Source organism: Paenalcaligenes hominis (assembly GCF_041359055.1).
Classification (GTDB): domain Bacteria; phylum Pseudomonadota; class Gammaproteobacteria; order Burkholderiales; family Burkholderiaceae_B; genus Paenalcaligenes; species Paenalcaligenes hominis_A.
Window position 1 is genome coordinate 120,079 of sequence record NZ_JBGJKZ010000001.1, and the last position, 17,630, is coordinate 137,708.

Below are 17,630 nucleotides of genomic sequence, written 5' to 3' on the forward strand. Positions count from 1 at the left end.
GTGTGGGAGTTTGTGCAAAAAGAAAGAAATAGATAAAAATGAGCTTAGCGCACGGTGGTTATTGGGCGGGGCCCCAACCCAAGGTAGCGCCGCGTGCGATGGCGGTATAAACGGCAGCATTGCTATTGTGTACCTTTAAACGTTGATAAAGTGTTTCCGTATGGGATTTTGCTGTAGCAACAGAAATGTCGAGTTCTTTAGCAATACTCTTCAAAGGCAGCCCTTGGCCTAAAAGGACCAGTACCTCGTATTGCCTAATGGTAAGTCCTAAAAGTTGAGCTTCTTTGTGTAAAAACTGAGTCGATAAAGCAGTAGGAGTTGGTGTGCTCCACGAGCTGGCACAAGTCACATTTTCGTCTAGCACTAAGCCAGCGGGTTCGGCTTGGTTGTAATGAGGGAAGCACGTCCCTCCCGCCAGAACGAGACGAATAGACGCTTGGATAATTTCAGGGGTGGAGTTTTTACAGATAAGGCCGCGTACTAAAGGGTAATTTTTGCATGTCCCTGGCGGTAAGCTAGGCTGGCCTTCGGCCAATAAAAGAATAAAACGTGGTGTATAGCTTTTAGAAAGTAGCGTTAATTGATTAGTAGGATTGGCTTCGGAACCTAAGGTGTAAACTATCAAATCACAAGAGGCGGGTTTTTTTTGTTCTGTAAGCAGATGGTAGTCTTCTGCTTTTACTGTTGTCCCCTCGAAATTTTCCTTTAAGAGCTGAATTAACCCCAACCGTAAGATAGGATGAGGATCAAGCACGATAATCGTGGTCATAACAAACCCCTCTAGGTGGCATTTCACCTGCGTGAAATCTTTGAGTTTTTTTAAGAATAATTTAGAAAAGTCTTTGGGTATTTACGAACTATGGAGTAACGAACAGGGGTGCAGCGATCTTATAATTAACTCGTTTTTTTTAAAATATACCATAGATTAAAATTTGCTTTTACCTTTATTAACAAAGGTTTAGAGTTTCTAACATGTTATTTAAGCAACCGCATACCAGAGGACAGCAGATGTTGCCCTCTGAGTATGTTGTTTTGTGAAACGTATTAGCGCTGGTTCACATAGGCATGGTTGCTTGTGCCGATTTGGGTTACTGAGGCATGAAGATCGCTGCCACGTTGATTAATATGGCCCTCGTTAAAGGAGCCAGTTTGGCTAACGCTAGCCACGTTCTTTAAGCCACGACCGCTTTGTGAAATGCTGGCATCGTTGGTATAGCCAGCTTGCACAATAGTGGCGTCTTGGTTGTAGCCACGCTGATTAATATAAGCATTGTTATGCGATCCCGAGTTCTGGTAGATAGCTGCCTCTAGGTTTTTAGATGTGCTACCGTTGTAATCAGTTTGCTTAATCCAAGCGGTATCGTGGTGGCCGGTGACAACAATTTTGGCGTTACCATTATGGACCCGAGTGGTGGTAATACCGGCTTTATTGTTAGTGCTCCAGTTTTCGATAAGGATAGAGCCTTTGACATCGTGACTACGTGTCTGGGTGATATAGGCTTTGTTGTCATGCCCTGTTATATAGGTGCTGCCGTTGCTCCATGAGTTTTGGTCTTGCATAATATCGGTTTTGTTGTTGTTGCCCACAACACCGATGGTTGCATTGGTTTTCTGATTATTTACTTGCTCTACAAATGCATTATTAGCAACCCCATCTTGGGACACGACCGCTTTAGTGGTGGCAAAAGCAGTACCGCCAAAAGCCAAGCTTAGCCCTAATACAGCAATAATAGGTTTGATTTTCATTTGAATCTCCTTAAGGCAGAGACTAAGATTAAGCGCACAATATGGTCTCCGTCATACGGTGCGTACTGCGTAAAACGATTAAATAGGTTGAAGCGGGTACACATCGTCGGTTTTTAAATAGCGCTGAATAATATCGGAATTCCAATCTGTCTCTTGGTCCAGTTGCCAATTGCCATCTTTAAGACCCTGAACGATTAAATGAATTACAGCGGCCTCAATAGCTTCTTTGACGCCTAGTTGTGCGGGTTCGTTACGTGTTAAGCCAGCCTCAATTTCAAGTAAGTCTTTAAAGTTCACGAATTTGAAAACGCTAGGCCGTACTTCATAAGAAAAAATGGTTTTGGTCGTGGACACAGATTGCAGAATTTGGCCTGTGCGTATATCGGTGCTGCGTAAGCTGATAGTGACTTGATCAACGCGATATTGGGTTGAGAGACCTATACCCAGAAAGCGTGCGCCGGCCCCACCAGTACGTACATTGCTCTCATAAGAAATAATGCCGCCATCAATTAAAATAGAAGCAGGGGTTAATGGCGGTATATAGATAGCTGGTGCTTCGTCAGGCTGAGAGCCATCAAGAGCACGCACAATACGACGCTCCGTAAGCAACTCTTGCAAGCTTTCCCGCTCTACTGGGGTGTACCAACCCGAGTCTTTTAACGCTTTGATCAACATAGACGTAGCCCCTTGGGTTACTAAGGTTGAAAAAGAGCTATCTGGAGAGGCTTTGTATTGGCCTGTTTGATCTCTAAAACCATATACCGCGGCAATAATTTTTCCTCTAGGCTGCGGCATGCGTAATAAATCGTTGGTGGAGGGGGTTGGTGGGGTCAATTGAGCCGCTGTATCCACCTCTACAGGTTCTTGGACTACCGCACATCCTGCTAAAGAAAGCACAAATAGGCATCCAATAACGCGAGCGAGAGACGGGTTTTTAAAAATAGTGAGGAAAGTCATTTTTTACTTACCTCAAAGATAGTCACGCCACCAGAGATACGGTCAGTAGTGGTAATTTGTAGTAAACCGGTGCCAGGGTCAGATACACTGATAGTGAAATTTTGGGTTTCGATGGTGCCAGGAATGAAGTTGCCAAATTCGTCTACGATCTTAGAGCTAGCTGATGCTGCTAAACGAGAAATAATAGTGCGCTCAAGGGTTTCATTAAACTGATCAATCGCTGGCTTGTCTTCAATGCCATAGCGATCGTTGTCTATATCTGGGTCTTTATGCTTGTTAGTGGCTTGGGCAGAGTTTAAAAGCACTGCACCGTTTAAAGGGCTACCGCCAAAAGAAGGGTTGATGGGGTAATAGATGAGCTCGCTAGCTTGGCTTGTGCTCAGGCTTAGGGTGCACATAGCGGCCGCTATTAGAGCACTATATATTTGTCTCTTTGGCTTCATTTACATCTCCTCCGGTCCTAGATCATCGCTACTAAAAAGGCTCTTTTCGAGCTCATTGTTTTGAATATTTTCAAACACGATGGCAGCAGCTTGCTCGCTAATTTGTTTGGTTTGTGAGCGCGCTGGTGGTAGAAAGGTTCTAAACATAATGACGCGATTGTGCTCTACCCAGACTTCGCTACCCCAACGTGCTGAGGGACGCTCAAATACGGAAAGCGAATACTGATTGGCCTCGTCATGGTGATGCCACCACATAGAAAAATAGTGATAGAACTCATGCCCTTGTACTGTGACGGTGCGATTGACCAAGATGCCTTTTAATGGGTCGTCAAAAAGCGTGTTGGGGCTAGTGGGTAATGGATTTTTTTCTGTTAATGTGGGGGCCGTATTTGCTTCAATCTGAGAGGCAGATGCGGTGTGGTATGTTCCTAGTAGCATGCATAAAGCAACAAAAAGAAACCGCTCTCGCATAAGACGCCTCAATTGATTCAGTTGGATACCAAAGCAACACTTAGTCACTAAGATAATAGTGGGAATTAGCGGGCGTAAATATAGGGCAAATGGCGAGAATAACTCGGTCGTTTGCCGTAGATGTTTGAAAAATAAAGAATAGTTTAGGGAAAAGCCTCACCCGTTATAACGGGTGAGGCTCAATCAAAATAAATGGGTTTTTATTCGATGGTTTGTAGGTTTCTAGGGGCCGTGCTGGAACTACGCTTAGCTGTAGATCGATTGCCTGATCGGGGCTTGTTTCTAGAGCCAGCCCCTGATGTATTGGAGCGACGGCCACGGGAACGAGGGTTTTCAGTAGTAGCCGAGCGTTTAGACACAACCGGTTCCGGTTCAGTTGAAGGCGTGAACCCCTCAATGGTAATCGGCGTAATTGGGCGTTTAATTAAACGTTCAATGGCTTTAAGCAAACGAGTTTCAGAGCTATCAACTAATGAAATAGCACGCCCTTCACTGCCTGCTCGACCCGTGCGACCAATACGGTGTACATAGTCTTCGGCAACTTGGGGTAATTCAAAATTAATCACATAAGGCAATTGGTCAATATCTAAACCACGCGCTGCAATATCAGTGGCTACCAGCACCGCAACCTTGCCATTTTTAAAACCTGTTAAAGCACGCGTACGGGCTGCTTGGCTTTTATTGCCATGTAAAGCCGCAGCGCTTAGGCCGTCTTTGCTAAGTTTATCTGCTAACCGGTTAGCTCCGTGTTTAGTGCGACAGAACACTAAGACCTGATGCCACCCGCTTTGACGAATAATATGGCTCACTAGATCGCGTTTATGACGCTGTTCGGTCTGTACCATTTCTTGGGTGATGAGTTCAGAAGCCGTATTGCGGGGTGTAACAGAAATTTCAATCGGGTCATGAAGTGAGCTTTTGGCTAAAGCTCGAATCTCGTCAGAAAAGGTAGCGGAAAAGAGTAAGCTTTGGCGTTGTTCAGGTAGCAGTTTCAAGATGCGACGAATATCACGGATGAAACCCATGTCTAGCATGCGGTCTGCTTCATCCAGCACAATAGTCTCAATACCGCTTAAATCAATATTTTTTTGTCCTACGTGATCTAACAAACGACCGGGCGTTGCCACCACTATATCGATAGGATGACGTAAAGCGTTGGTTTGGGGGTTAATATTTACGCCACCAAATAACACCAACGAACGCACAGAAGTGTGTTGGCTGTATAAACGTACTGATTCTTCGACTTGAGCAGCTAATTCACGCGTAGGCGTTAGAATTAAAGCGCGAGGGCGACCTGCAGTTAATTTTTTTAATGGTTTGCTTAAAATTTGGTGCAAAATAGGAAGCGTAAAGCCCGCTGTTTTACCCGTTCCTGTTTGAGCAGCAGCCAATACATCGCCACCCTGCAGCACATGCGGTATGGCCTGAGCTTGAATAGGGGTAGGAGTGGTATAACCGCTGTCTTTAATGGCGCGCAATAAAGGTTCTGCCAATGCTAACGAGGCAAAAGTAGTGTTGTTATTCAAAGTATTTCCAGCGACTAGCCTATTACTAAAAAGGTAATACCAATCTAGGCTGACAGAATGAGGTTGATGGCGAAGATGCCGATACAGGGTAAGACCTGCTAGAGAAACGTAATGATTGGTGTGTTACGCAAAAAATCTATTATAGCGTTAATTAGCTAAGAATTAGATAAAAACTCTGATGATCTTAATAATTTTTGGCTTGCTGAGCCTGTGTCAGGCGTTTAATCTAAGCACTACTTTGATGATGCGCGTTAGATAACGCCAGTTTTTATAGGAAGCGATTATGAAAACGTATTTACGTTGGCTGTGGTTAAGCGTTACTGCGGTGTTATTAACGGGTTGTGGTTATAACGATATACAGCGCCTTGATGAGCAAGTTAAAGCCGCGTGGTCACAAACACTAAATCAATACGAGCGTCGTGCTGACTTAGTGCCCAAGCTAGTTAGTTCTGTGAATGCATATATGGTTAACGAGCGCACTGTGCTTACAGATGTGACAGAGGCTAGGGCAAAAGTAGGGCAAATCAACCTGAATGTGAATGATTTAGATAATCCTGAATTAATGCGTCGGTTTTCACAGGCTCAGGGCGAGTTGTCATCTGCCTTGTCTCGCTTAATGGCGGTATCAGAAAACTACCCCCAATTAAAAAGTGATGGCTTAGTACGTGATTTAATGACCCAACTCGAAGGTACAGAAAATCGTATTGCTACTGAACGTGGGCGTTTTGTGCAAACTGTTCAAGAGTACAACTCGTATATACGTCAGTTTCCAACCGTGCTGACAGCTAAAGTGTTTGGTTATAAGGTAAAAGAGAACTACGGTGTAGATCGAGAATCAGAAATCACCCGTAATCCAGAGGTACGGTTTGATTTACCTACGAGTCAGCCTGCACAGTAATACGTAATTATTATCGGTATTGAGGGGTATATGAGTCATTATCTACCGAGCAATCGTGGACAGCAGCTCATGAAACACGGCGTGTTTTTGTGGGTGTTGGCGTGCTGTTTTTTTATAAGCAGTTTGGTATGGGCTCAAGCGCCGTCTATTCCCAAGTTAGACAATTGGGTGGTGGACACCACGGGCACATTTTCTTCAGCTGAAAAACAAGCCTTAACTCAGCGTTTGCAACAGCTAGAGCAAACTAAGGGGGCGCAACTCTTTGTATTAGTGGTTTCCACTACGGATGGTGAGCCCATTGATCAGTACACTCGTCGAGTTTATGACGCGTGGCGCTTAGGGCGTAATAAAGTCGATGATGGGATTTTATTAGTAGTGGCTAAAGACGATAGGCGGTTACGCATAGAGGTCGGTTATGGCCTAGAAGGCGCTGTAACTGATTTACAAGCAGGCCGCATTATTCGTGAGTTCATCACCCCATATTTTGCGAAAAATGATTACGTGGCAGGGATTAATGCAGGGGTAGACCAATTAATAGCCTTGGCCCAAGGTGAAGACTTACCGCCAGCTACCCAAGAGGGTGTTTGGGGTGATGAGGACGCGCCTCCGTTGTTCGTGTTGTTTCCTTTGGTGTTGTTTGCATGGGTATTACCGCCTTTAGCAGCGGCATTGATTACGGCCATTTTCACATTTTTTGCTTTTGGCAGTGTATTAATTTCACTGGTCTGTGTGTTGGCTGCAGTTATGCTGTCTTTAGTAGGGAAATTTCTGGGGCCACGTTCTCGGGGTAACTCAGGCCGAGCTTCTAAACGAGGGGCGACCTTAGGCGGCTTAGGAGGGGGTCTAGGCGGCTTTGGGGCTGGCCGGCATGGCGGCGGTGGCGGTTTTGGTGGGGGCGGCTTTGGCGGCGGCGGTGGCTTTGGTGGCGGTGGCGGTGGCAGTAGTGGCGGCGGTGGAGCCTCTGGTAGCTGGTAAAAGGATAAGCAATGAAAACAACCTTTAAAAAAATCACAGGCTACTCCGCTTTAGAGGGGCAATGGCTACGTCGTCGTCATTTTGACGAAGAGGTGTTAGCTCATGTGGCGGAACGAATTAAAAACAGCGAATCTAGCCATACAGGTGAGTTGGTTCTAGCCATTGAGGCGGTGATGCCTAGCCACGAGCCTGATGCCTATTTACGTGCTCTAGAGGTCTATGGGCGCTTGCGCGTATGGGACACACCATTAAATAGTGGTGTGTTGCTTTATATCGCCTTAGACCAGCGCGCAATAGAAATTATTGCTGACCGCGGTGTTAAGGCTGCCAATACAGCGTGGCAACAAGTATGTAGTACTTTAGAGCGTCGTTTTGCTCAGGGCGACTACATAGAAGGTTTGCTTGCTGCGGTTGATGAGATTGAGCTGATTTTAAAAAAGCATGCGCCTACAGGGGATACAAGTCAAAATGTATTACCCAACGAGCCTGTGATTATGTAGCTATGCGGAAAAAAACATCGGATTTAGTGCCGTACTGGCTATTAGAGGCGGTGCGATTAAAAGAAAGCCAATGGGGCCCTATTGAAGATGCAGTAGAGGTGCGGCGGGCTATTGCCGCTGGCGGTAGCCTAGAAGAACGTCTGCTCATGCGTGCTCAACTTTTAAGTCAGCGTGAGCAGTGGTCTCAAAAGCAACAAGGACTCTGGCGTTTTATGCGTTGGAGCTTAGGGCTTGTCTTTGCATTGTTTTTGATTCTAGGCACCGGAGCAGCGTTAGGAGCCCTAAATGCGACGGACGGACGGGTCAATATTCTCTGGGCCGTGTTAACGCTTTTGGCCTTGCCTAGCTTTAGTTTGTTGGTGTGGTTGATTGCGTTGCTTTTTAGTACACGTTCAGAACAACGTGCGGGCATAGGTGTCAGTCAACTTTGGCTTTGGCTAAGCCAACGTATAGTGAAAGGGCCTGATCAAGCTTTACTTTTTAATGCGTATTTAAATTTATTAATTAAGCAACGTCTAGCGCAATGGTTATTAAGCGTGATTAACCACGCCGCTTGGGTTTTAGGCTTAATGGCTATGTTGGTAACCCTGTTATTGTTGTTAGCGGCAAAGCGCTACAGTTTTAACTGGGAAACGACTTTATTAAGTGCAGATAATTTTGTCTTAGTGGTGCAAGCCTTAGGTTGGTTGCCTGGTTGGCTTGGTTTTAGTACCCCTAGTCCTGAGATGATTCGTTTAAGCGATGGGCTGCAAACCGTACCTAGTGCCGTGCAGGTGCAGTGGTCAAGTTGGCTAGTGGGTTGTGTGTTAGTGTACGGTTTGTTGCCTCGTCTGGTAGCGTTAGGGGCGTGCTATTGGCAGCTAAGAAAAAACTTACGACAGCTACATGTTAATACTGATCAAGTGGGGTTAATTGAGTTACGCCCGCGTTTAATGCCTGTTGCTGAGTATGTGGGGGTGGATGCAGTGGCTGGAGTGGATCAGGTTCCAGTGGCTCCCGAGCCAATACAACGTCCTGCTGTTACGGCTAAGACATTGGTTGTTGGTGTAGAGTTGTCGCCCGATCAGCCATGGCCGCCGTTTAGTTTGCCTGTGGGGTGGCAGGATGCGGGGTTAATTGATAGTCGAGAACAGCGGGCTGAGCTGTTAACCCAGTTGACACAACATGCGTATGCACATGTGGTGCTATGTGTGGATGCTGCCCAAACGCCTGATCGAGGCGTCATGGCGTGGCTAGCTGAGCTAGCTAGCTATAGCGACTTTGCTTCAGTGTACTTAATAAATGCAGGTCAAGGTCCTGATCGATTAGACGCGTGGCGCTCTCGTTTAAAAAAAGCAGATTTTGAGTCGGTGTATACAGATATAAATACCTTATTTTTCGAGTTACACAATCACCATGAATCCTGAGTTTGCTCCGCTTCGACTGGCAGTGGTCGGTCATACCAATACGGGTAAAACCTCGCTGTTACGCACCCTAACACGTGATACGCATTTTGGTGAGGTGCGTAATAGTCCCGGCACAACGCGCCATGTAGAGGGCGTGCGCTTACGTTTGGCTTCTAATGAGTTAATCGAGCTGTTTGACACACCAGGCATGGAAGACAGCATGGCTTTGTTCGATTATCTGCAACGTTTAGCTACTGAGCACGAAGGTATGGATCCACCGCAGTATATAGAGCGGTTCTTACAGGCACCGGAAGCGCAAGAGCGTTTTGAACAAGAAGGTCGGGTTTTGCGGCAGTTGTTACACAGCGATGTGGCGTTGTATGTGGTGGATGTGCGCGACCCTATTTTGGCTAAGCACAAAGACGAATTAAAAATTTTAGTTATGGCAGGCAAACCTATTTTGCCTGTGTTGAACTTTACTCGGAGCGCAGAGCAACGCATTGAGGAGTGGCGCTCCGCTTTAGCTGCTTTGGGTCTGCATGCTTTGGCAGAGTTTGATACGGTTGCACCCGCATTAAATGGTGAGGCGCAGCTATATGAAAAATTGGCTCTGTTAGTACCAGCACGCCATGGCGAGCAACTGCACCGCCTAAGCACCGATGTAGAGCAGCAACGTCAACAACGTTTAAAAGATGCATGGCGTATTTTGGCCGAACTTTTGGTTGATGTGGCTGCTTTACGGTTGGTTAGCCCATCGCAGCGCGAGTTTTTAGAACAAAATGTACGCGCTTTGCACGAAACAATCCGTTTACGTGAAGAGGCATGTGTGAAGTCATTGTTGCGTCGCTTTAATTTTACGACGCGTGATTATTTGCCTGATGATATTACCTTAGAGGGCTGTCGTTGGGAAACAGACCTGTTCCATCCAGAGGTGATGAAAGAGCTAGGCGTTCAAGTCGGTAAAGGTGTGGCTGCAGGAGCTATGGCGGGTGCTACCTTTGATTTGCTTACGGCAGGTTTAAGCTTAGGCACGGGCACTTTAATTGGTGCGGCCGCAGGGGGGTTATGGCAAGGCGTAGACAAGTGGGGTCAGCGCCTTATTAATAAATGGCGGGGCGAGTCCGAGCTAACGGTGGACGATAGTGTAATTCGTGTATTGGCTTTACGTGAAACGGCGCTAATAAATGCGTTGGCCCAACGAGGGCATGCAGCGCAAACCCCGATTGCTATCCCTCGTGCTCAAACGTCTTTGCTTGAAGCAGAGCAAAAAACCATTGCGCCTGTTAATTGGCGTTCGGGTGATTTGCCCGAGGTATTAATCCAAGCACGTGCTTTTCCTGAATGGTCGGCTTTACACCAAAAACATGTGGCTAGCGCACGCCGTGAACAGGCCGTGGATCAGTTAGCCGCTTTGCTTGAGCAGCAAGCCTCGTCTGAGTCGGCACAGTCGGTTATTATGTCCTCAAACCCATGATAGTAATAGGGTATAAAAAAGCTAATTCACGTTGTGTTTAATTCTTTTTTATTACTATGTACGAGTCTAAACAAGAAGCCCTGATCAGCAATAAAGCCTTTGTAGTGCGGTGTGCTTGGCATATTGCTGCTGCGTTTTTAATTAGTTTGATCACTATTGTACTTGGTGCTTTAGGGCACATGTTTTTTGAAGGTATTGTTTTTGACGATGCACTATTAAATAGTTCAATGATCATGGGGGGATTGGGCACAATTTTTCAACCGGAAAGTTACGGCGGCAAGCTATTTCTTTCCTTTTATGGGTTATTTGTGGGGGTGTTGTTTGCTACGCTTATTGGTGTAGTGGCCGCGCCCCTTATTCATCGTATAGTGCATAAAATGCACTTAGATGATGAGGAAAACGATTAGTTGTGATTCAGCCAATAATAAAAACGCCCCAGAGGGGGCGTTTTTTATTTGCTTTTAATCTTTACGCGGTGAACTTTGAGGGTGATCGTCATCGTCACTACGTAAACTAAATAGAGCAGGGGGAGCAGGCAGAATGATAGGTTTTACCACAGTAAAATAAAGGAAAAACACACCAAGAATAATATACCCCAAGGTGAAATCAGGTGCGGCATTCCAACCCAAATGCGGTGCATGAATTAAGCCGATAAAAGAAAGAAAAGCGGTAATAAAACTGAACACAGCGGCACGGCGGAAGTTGTGATCAATAATACACACTGTCATGGCACCGATCATCATGGCGGTAAACATGGCCCCTTGGCCCAGAGGTACAATGCCAGAGGAAATACCCTCCACCACTTCACTGGCCTTATTACCAAAGCGTGTCATGAGGTAATTACCAAAATACGGCAGCATGGCTAAGGCAACAGCAGGATAATAGCGTTTAGCATTAGCCTGATAAGCCGTTGCTACCATGGAAATACCCACAAAAACCAAAATGGGGGAAACCACAGCCACGGGAATAATCGCGGCAAGAGTGGCAATCAAGCCACAAGTGGTCGCAATTAGGTAAACCACGCCGTTAGCAATACTGTAGCCCCGTCCGGCATTCATCCATTTGGAGCTTGCGGAGGCAATGTAAACAGTGGTGGGAAAAAGCCCGCCAAATAAAGCGCCTAAGGCAGTACCGATACCGTCTACGGCCTGACACTCACGGACATCATACTCATCACCCAATACTTTCATGGTTTCCACGTTATTCATGGTTTCAATGGCGTTGTAAAGAGTGATAGGCAAGACCACGGTAAGTACGCCTACCATGCTGGTAAAGAGTAAACCCATACCATCAAAGGCAGCCATGGTGAACATAGGAGGGTAAAAGCCCAAATGTTCGAGGCCTTCGTGAATATTATTGGGGTCGGCTTGACGTAAGGTATAAGCTAATACTGTGCCAATCAAAATGGCAAAAAATGTGGGAGATAAGCGAAATGGCATGACCACACGACCAATAATCCCCACGATAATGATGCCTAAGACGACTAAACCTAAAATAGGCATTTCGAACGTCTTAAAGAGCATTTCACCACCAATAAAGGTCATGGCGACCCCAGCCACAGCTCCTAACATGGCTGCTCGTGGTAAATTGCGTTGCATCCAACGTCCGGTTAGCGATACTAATACCTCAATAATACCGCTTAGAAAACACGCACCAGCAGCGATTTTCCAAGCCAGGTCCGCATCACCTGTAATGGTTTTTGCTGGCAGTAGTACACCAAATAAAAACACAAACATCACAGGGGTACTAATTCCATAAGATAATGCCGTAACGTCAGTACGTTGCTCACGTTGAGCTAAACGTTTTGCCATGTAGGCATAGTAAAAGTTGCCTGTCATGACGGCCACGGCAGCACCAGGTAAAACTTTTCCAAAGACGATGTCTTGGCTAAAGCCCATGCCCAGCATAGCGAGTGCAATAATAATGAAATTAGCAATGTTGTTTTGGAATAATGCAAAAAATGCATCAATGTCTTCATGCTTAAACCACGGATAGTGGACGGACCCCTGACTCATTTCTGACCTGTTTAATAGTAAAAAAGCCCACGCCACTGATATGAGCGTGAGCTAGTTAAAATGCCTGAGCATCAAAGTGCAGATTTTAAACGTTAATTAGGCGTTACTGCTAGTGTTGCGCTGCAGTATGTCTGGTAATAGCCGCATATCTCTAAAAAAATACTGTGCGCCAGCCTCTAGAAGAGGAGCAGGGTCTTCGTCGTCTGGACAATAGGCGAACACGGTAGCGCCACTAGAGGCTCCGGCCGTAATGCCGGTAATACTGTCTTCAATAACAGCGCATTGGGTGGGGTCAACGCCCAAGGCCTGAGCAGCAGCTAAGTACACATCGGGGTAGGGTTTGTTACGCAGTACTTGGGTACCACTAAAAATATAACCATCAAAAAAATCAGTTAAGCCCAGTTTATCGAGCTGAAGAGTCATTTTGCTTTTTTCTGCTGCAGAAACGCAGGCTATGTGTAAGGGCCAGCTTTTACGTAGTGCTTTTAAGCATTCATAAATGCCAGGGGTGGCTATGACATGCTGGCGTAAGGCTTGATTGCGACGTAGAGTAAAGGCTTGGTGCCATTCGTGATCGAGCTTGATATTTAGGTGATTTTCTATAAGTTGGACTTCTTCTTTGGAGGATTTGCCTAAGAAAAAGCGTTTGCATTCGCTAGGGCTTAATTGCCAGCCGAGATCAGCCAGCATTTTGCGTAGTATTTCTAAACGAATGGGCTCACTATCAACCAAAACACCATCACAATCAAACAGTATGGCAGCAAAAGACATACGAGCTCCTTTATTTATGTGGAACTAATTATAAAGGAGCCGGAGCTTAGGCGGTGGCGCAAACAGAGCAGGAGGGACCTTTACAGTTATGGAGTACAGAGCTGCGTATGCCTGACTGCATACCTGGACCTTGAGCTTGGGTGCCGGCAAGTTGTTGTTGGGGGGTTAGCGCACGCATAGGGCTATCTTTAAATTGTAGGCTGCGGGGCGCTGTAATTTGTAGTTGTAGTTGGCCTTTGTTGCAATGTGGGCATGGGCTTGGATCGTGCCGTTGGGCCATTGGTAAAAAGCGGCTGCTAGTTTCAAAACAAGATGAACAAAAATAATCGTAAATGGGCATGAAACAGCTCAGGCCTGCTTCTTAGGCAGGCCTGAGGGAGAAAGAAGTTAGCTTAGTGTGCAGCGCACCCCAGGACGACCATAATGGGCAGCCTCGTTCAAGGCCCCTTGGGGCAAGATATCCGTATCAAAAATGCCGGTAGGCAACGCCAACGAAGCAGACGCGTTTGGTAAGTCAACCACCCCACCGTAACGCCCCTCTACGGGAGCTGCTGTAAGCAACATATAGGCTTGGCTAGCATTGAGCTCAGTAACACGCGTAATGTAATCAATAGTTGCTAAGCAGGCTTGTTTGTAGGCCACAGTAGCATCTAAATAGTGGTTTACATCGTCCTCTACGCTAATGCCGGTAAAAGTTAGCCACTGGTCATAGCGCACATCGTGACGGCCCGGTACATAAATAGGTGAAGTAATACCGTATTTAGCCATTCCGCCTTTGATGAGGTCAAAGCCTAAGTGTGCTGCGCCATCCATTTCAATAGCACCACAAAATGAAATTTCGCCATCCCCTTGAGAAAAATGCAGGTCGCCCAAAGACAGGCCAGCACCTTTAACGTAGACAGGGAAATAAATACGAGTGCCTACAGTGAGGTTTTTAATGTCTAGGTTGCCGCCGTGTTCGCGTGGCGGTACGGTACGGGCAGCCTCTGAGGCCATGCGGTCAAAGTCGGCACCTGATACACCACGTAATACTGCGGTGTCTTTATGAGGGGGGTTGGCTTGGCCTTTTTTGACGAGCACGTCTTCACGGCGGTTCCATTCACGTAGTAGCTCGTGGGAAGGCAGCGTGCCGATTAGTCCTGGGTGCAACATAGCACCAATGCGTACCCCTGGAATATGGCGTGAGGTGGCGTATTTACCCTTGAGGTTCCAGATGGCTTTGTCGGCCTCGGGGAAATGGTCGACTAAAAAAGAACCCCCATTGTTTTTGGCGAATACGCCAGAAAAACCAATAGGGGTGACATAATTAATATCGAGCAAATCAACCACGAGAATGTCCCCGGGTTCGGCACCCTCGACGTGTACCGGGCCAGTGAGGGGGTGAGCTCGTGTTAAGTCCACATCGCGCACATCATTGGCGCTATCGCTATCTTTAATTTGAGCATCTAAAAAATCCAGACATTCGAGAATAATTTCTTCGCCTGGTTTAACGCTAGTGAGCTCGGGAATATCAGGATGCCAGCGATTATGTCCGATTTCGGCTTGTTCGGCTAAGGATTTGCCAGGGGAAATTTTAATGTGTTGCATGTCCTTTTCCTTGTAATTCATTTATTAATTATGAACTTTTGCTACCGCGCGCTTCTTTATGTTAGCGTGGATATAAGGATTGGCTAGGGGACATAAACCCTAAGTCGCTAGTTTAGAAAGCGTTGGACTTGGCGCTGTTGCAAGCAGGCATTTTGCAATTCCCCCCATGTGCTAAAACCAAGTTGTTGTGCTTTGTGTAATAACACCATCACGAGCTCAGCGGTTGCCAAGGCGTCGGCCGCAGCATTATGACGCGCTAAAATAGGCAAGTTAAAAATCCGTAACCAATCGTCCAGTGTTGCATTGCTTGCCGCCAGCTCGGGAAATAACAAAGGCGCTAAATACGCGATATCTATAGGTTGGGGGTCAATAATTAGCCCTAAATGCTGTAAAACAGCGTTTTTAAGCATGCGTCGATCAAATTCAGCATGAAACGCAAGCCAGATATGATTTTGGCTGTAATAAAAAAAATCAAATAAGGCTTGGCGTGGATCGCAGCCTTTGTCTAAGTCTTTTTGGGTTAACCCATGGATCAACTGACTTTCGCCGTGTAAATCAACGTTTATATCTAGCACTTGGTAAAAACTATTACCTAACGCTATGCCTTGCTCTGCCAAGCGTACTGCACCAATAGAAATAACGGTATCGGTACGGGTATCTAGCCCTGTGGTTTCTAAGTCAAACACCATGGCAGGATGTTGCAGGGATTGATCCGCAGGAATTAGCGGGGCTGCTTGGTTCAATACCTGTTGTGCATAACGATCAGGATGAAAACCAGTACGTTTTGATTGAAAAGCTGTGTAGTATCGTTTAAGGGATTGCCACCAAGAAGCTCGCATGCTCATAGCCTATAGCGATAGGTAAGAAAAGCTTGAATATAACGCAGCTGACGCAGTGCTTCCCGTAGCATACGGCTATGAAGTTGATTGAGGTCGTCTAAGGCTAAGGTGTTGGTAAGAGGCTGTTGGTGTGCTGCTAGGCGTTGATGCAGTTGTAAACGTAGCAATTGCAAATACCTATACGCATCAGCCCAAACCTCTGCATCTTTGGCGCTAATAATTCCTTTTTGGGCCAAGCGCTCTAAACGCAAAAGAGTGGAAGCCTCGGCAATGTTAGCAGATAGGGCCAATACCCGTGCTGCATCCACAAAAGGGGATAAACCATGTCGCTTCAACTCGAGCTGGGTATCGGTAGTAGCGCCTACGGTACGAGCAACCCAACGTCGCAGTTGGCTTGGTGCAGAAGGATAATTTAAGGCGGCTTTGGCTAAGCGGCGTAAAAAACGGGCGTCTTTTTTGGTTTTGGCTAAAAGCTGTTGATGAAATACATCAAAACCTAGTTCAGGCCCCCACACACGACGTAAATCGAAAAAAACCGACGCTTGCAGTAAGTGTTTAGGGTCAGGGTGGCTGAGTATGTCGTCGAAACGAGCTTGCCATTCCTCTAAAGATAAGCAAAGTTTTGGGTTGCTTGCCATAACATTGCCCTTACACAAGCTTAAACCGCATTGATCTAAGGCCTGGTTAATGGCAGTGGCAATAGGGAGTAAGGTTTGACGGTATTGCTCGGCTTGGTCTGGAGTATCAGCAAGAAACAGCATGCCATTGTCTTGGTCCGTAATAAGCGCCTGCTCGCCACGCGCCTCACTACCAAATACCAGCCAGTTAAACTCAATGTTTGGGTTACCGTGTTGACGTAGCACCAACTCGATAATACGCGATGTGGTGTGATCATTAAGCTGAGTAATAACCTGCGTGATTTGATTGGCATCGGCTCCGTGCGCCAACATACTATCAACCAGATGATGAATGTCTGTGCGTATTTGTTCTAAAGCTTTTATAGAGGGCGCTTGGCGTAATGAGCGGGCTAAATGCACTAAATCTACACGCTGTAATGAAAACAAGTCCCGCTCGGAGATCACGCCCACTAGCTTTTTGTTCTCTACCACGCAAAGATGACCAATATGATGTTGAGCCATTAATAAGGCGGCATCAAAGGCGCTAGCGCTTGGGGGAAGCGTTAAGGGCTCTGTCACCATTAAATTACCAATAGGTGCAAAGAGGTTTTCTGGGTTGGCTGCCAAGACGCGACGTAGATCTCGTAAAGTAAAAATACCGAGCGGGGCTTGCTCAGCATCCACAATAACCATACTGCCAATTTGATGCTGCTGCATACTTTGTAGTATTTCGTGCAGGCTTTGCTCGGCATAGCAACTGATAGGTTGGTGTACGATTAAAGAGCGTAACTCATCATGCATGGAGTAGTCGGCACCCAAATGGGCTGATGCTCGCTCTTGAGCCTGCTGCTGCAGTTCAGAAAGAAGACTACTAAACCCCCGTATCGCATAAGAACGCAATGGCTCAGAAATACGCAATAGCTTCACAAAATCAGCCGCGCTTAAAACCAAGCAAAAACAGTCTTCTTGTGCCGTATAAGTTGTGCGTGTTGAGCGTTGACTTAAAATGGCCGCAATGGGGAAACTATCTCCCACGGTAAGTAAAAAGCGTTCTGTATTGTCTGGGTAGCGGGTATTAGGTCGATCTCCGCGGACCAGACCTTGGCGAATCAGAAACCAATATTGCTCAGTCTCGTTATTAGCATCGGTAATGGTCGTGCCTTTGCCGTAAAACCGTAGCCAAGCGTGCTCTACCAAATGATGCAAGTGACGTGTTTCCATTTGGTTAAAAGGGGGGTACTGCTGCAAAAAGTGCAAAATAGCTGGGCCATTTTGTTGTAATGCGGCTTGGGCGGTAGGGCTAGAGGCGTTTGGGTCAGTCATAGGCAAAGTAATATCAATACAATGAAAGCAAGCACTACTATTTAGCCTAACAGGAATGACAAAGAGTTCAATGCATAAATAAAAAACCGATCATGCGGTTAGG

At 46.4% G+C, this 17,630-nt stretch carries 18 protein-coding genes; 6 read left to right on the forward strand and 12 right to left on the reverse strand.

Going from position 1 to position 17,630, the window contains the following annotated elements:
• Nucleotides 1-58 precede the first annotated feature (58 nt).
• The 6 genes from ACBP46_RS00535 to ACBP46_RS00560 form a co-directional block, all read right to left on the reverse strand.
• Complete coding sequence (locus ACBP46_RS00535; protein ID WP_371014793.1) at nt 59-769, reverse strand: response regulator transcription factor; 711 nt, start codon at nt 767-769, stop codon at nt 59-61.
• A gap of 275 nt (nt 770-1,044) precedes the next feature.
• Nucleotides 1,045-1,746 carry a hypothetical protein gene (locus ACBP46_RS00540; RefSeq protein WP_371014794.1) on the reverse strand — a complete coding sequence of 234 codons (702 nt, stop codon included), beginning with the start codon at nt 1,744-1,746 and terminating at the stop codon, nt 1,045-1,047.
• A 78-nt stretch (nt 1,747-1,824) separates the two neighbouring features.
• Nucleotides 1,825-2,703 carry a CsgG/HfaB family protein gene (locus ACBP46_RS00545; protein ID WP_371014795.1) on the reverse strand — a complete coding sequence of 293 codons (879 nt, stop codon included), beginning with the start codon at nt 2,701-2,703 and terminating at the stop codon, nt 1,825-1,827.
• On the reverse strand, nt 2,700-3,146 hold the full coding sequence (locus ACBP46_RS00550; protein WP_371014796.1) for a curli assembly protein CsgF: 447 nt from the start codon (nt 3,144-3,146) through the stop codon (nt 2,700-2,702). The genes ACBP46_RS00545 and ACBP46_RS00550 overlap by 4 nt, the downstream gene beginning before the upstream one ends.
• Nucleotides 3,147-3,617 carry a curli production assembly/transport protein CsgE gene (locus ACBP46_RS00555; protein WP_371014797.1) on the reverse strand — a complete coding sequence of 157 codons (471 nt, stop codon included), beginning with the start codon at nt 3,615-3,617 and terminating at the stop codon, nt 3,147-3,149.
• A 200-nt stretch (nt 3,618-3,817) separates the two neighbouring features.
• On the reverse strand, nt 3,818-5,143 hold the full coding sequence (locus ACBP46_RS00560) for a DEAD/DEAH box helicase (RefSeq protein WP_371014798.1): 1,326 nt from the start codon (nt 5,141-5,143) through the stop codon (nt 3,818-3,820).
• A 283-nt stretch (nt 5,144-5,426) separates the two neighbouring features.
• Between ACBP46_RS00560 and ACBP46_RS00565 the strand changes: the two genes are divergently transcribed.
• From ACBP46_RS00565 to ACBP46_RS00590, 6 genes are read left to right on the forward strand one after another with little or no spacing between them, the layout of a single operon-like run.
• Nucleotides 5,427-6,041: a LemA family protein gene (locus ACBP46_RS00565; protein WP_371014799.1), complete on the forward strand. Its 615-nt coding sequence runs from the start codon at nt 5,427-5,429 to the stop codon at nt 6,039-6,041.
• Nucleotides 6,042-6,071: 30 nt separating this feature from the next.
• Entirely contained in the window at nt 6,072-7,016 is a 945-nt protein-coding gene (locus tag ACBP46_RS00570; protein WP_371014800.1) for a TPM domain-containing protein, read from the forward strand.
• 11 nt (nt 7,017-7,027) lie between these two features.
• Nucleotides 7,028-7,516 (forward strand): TPM domain-containing protein, encoded by a 489-nt coding sequence (locus ACBP46_RS00575; protein WP_371014801.1) that lies wholly within the window; start codon nt 7,028-7,030, stop codon nt 7,514-7,516.
• 2 nt (nt 7,517-7,518) lie between these two features.
• A complete protein-coding gene (locus tag ACBP46_RS00580) occupies nt 7,519-8,922 on the forward strand; it encodes a DUF2868 domain-containing protein (protein WP_371014802.1) in 1,404 nt (467 codons plus the stop codon).
• The gene (locus tag ACBP46_RS00585) at nt 8,912-10,375 is read left to right on the forward strand and encodes a GTPase/DUF3482 domain-containing protein (RefSeq protein ID WP_371014803.1); all 1,464 of its coding nucleotides are present in this window, start codon (nt 8,912-8,914) and stop codon (nt 10,373-10,375) included. The genes ACBP46_RS00580 and ACBP46_RS00585 overlap by 11 nt, the downstream gene beginning before the upstream one ends.
• Before the next feature lie 56 nt (nt 10,376-10,431).
• Nucleotides 10,432-10,782 carry a two pore domain potassium channel family protein gene (locus ACBP46_RS00590; RefSeq protein WP_371014804.1) on the forward strand — a complete coding sequence of 117 codons (351 nt, stop codon included), beginning with the start codon at nt 10,432-10,434 and terminating at the stop codon, nt 10,780-10,782.
• A 54-nt stretch (nt 10,783-10,836) separates the two neighbouring features.
• Here ACBP46_RS00590 and ACBP46_RS00595 read toward each other — a convergent pair whose 3' ends face one another.
• From ACBP46_RS00595 to ACBP46_RS00620, 6 genes are all read right to left on the reverse strand, one after another.
• Nucleotides 10,837-12,390: a hypothetical protein gene (locus ACBP46_RS00595; RefSeq protein ID WP_371014805.1), complete on the reverse strand. Its 1,554-nt coding sequence runs from the start codon at nt 12,388-12,390 to the stop codon at nt 10,837-10,839.
• A 96-nt stretch (nt 12,391-12,486) separates the two neighbouring features.
• Nucleotides 12,487-13,161, reverse strand: a complete 675-nt coding sequence (locus ACBP46_RS00600) for an HAD family hydrolase (protein WP_371014806.1) — start codon at nt 13,159-13,161, stop codon at nt 12,487-12,489.
• A gap of 46 nt (nt 13,162-13,207) precedes the next feature.
• On the reverse strand, nt 13,208-13,501 hold the full coding sequence (locus ACBP46_RS00605) for an FmdB family zinc ribbon protein (protein ID WP_371014807.1): 294 nt from the start codon (nt 13,499-13,501) through the stop codon (nt 13,208-13,210).
• Between the two features lie 47 nt (nt 13,502-13,548).
• A complete protein-coding gene (fmdA, locus tag ACBP46_RS00610; RefSeq protein ID WP_371014808.1) occupies nt 13,549-14,748 on the reverse strand; it encodes a formamidase in 1,200 nt (399 codons plus the stop codon).
• 107 nt (nt 14,749-14,855) lie between these two features.
• Nucleotides 14,856-15,587 carry a 3'-5' exonuclease gene (locus ACBP46_RS00615; protein ID WP_371014809.1) on the reverse strand — a complete coding sequence of 244 codons (732 nt, stop codon included), beginning with the start codon at nt 15,585-15,587 and terminating at the stop codon, nt 14,856-14,858.
• Nucleotides 15,588-15,589: 2 nt separating this feature from the next.
• Entirely contained in the window at nt 15,590-17,527 is a 1,938-nt protein-coding gene (locus ACBP46_RS00620) for a DUF294 nucleotidyltransferase-like domain-containing protein (protein WP_371014810.1), read from the reverse strand.
• Nucleotides 17,528-17,630 lie beyond the last annotated feature (103 nt).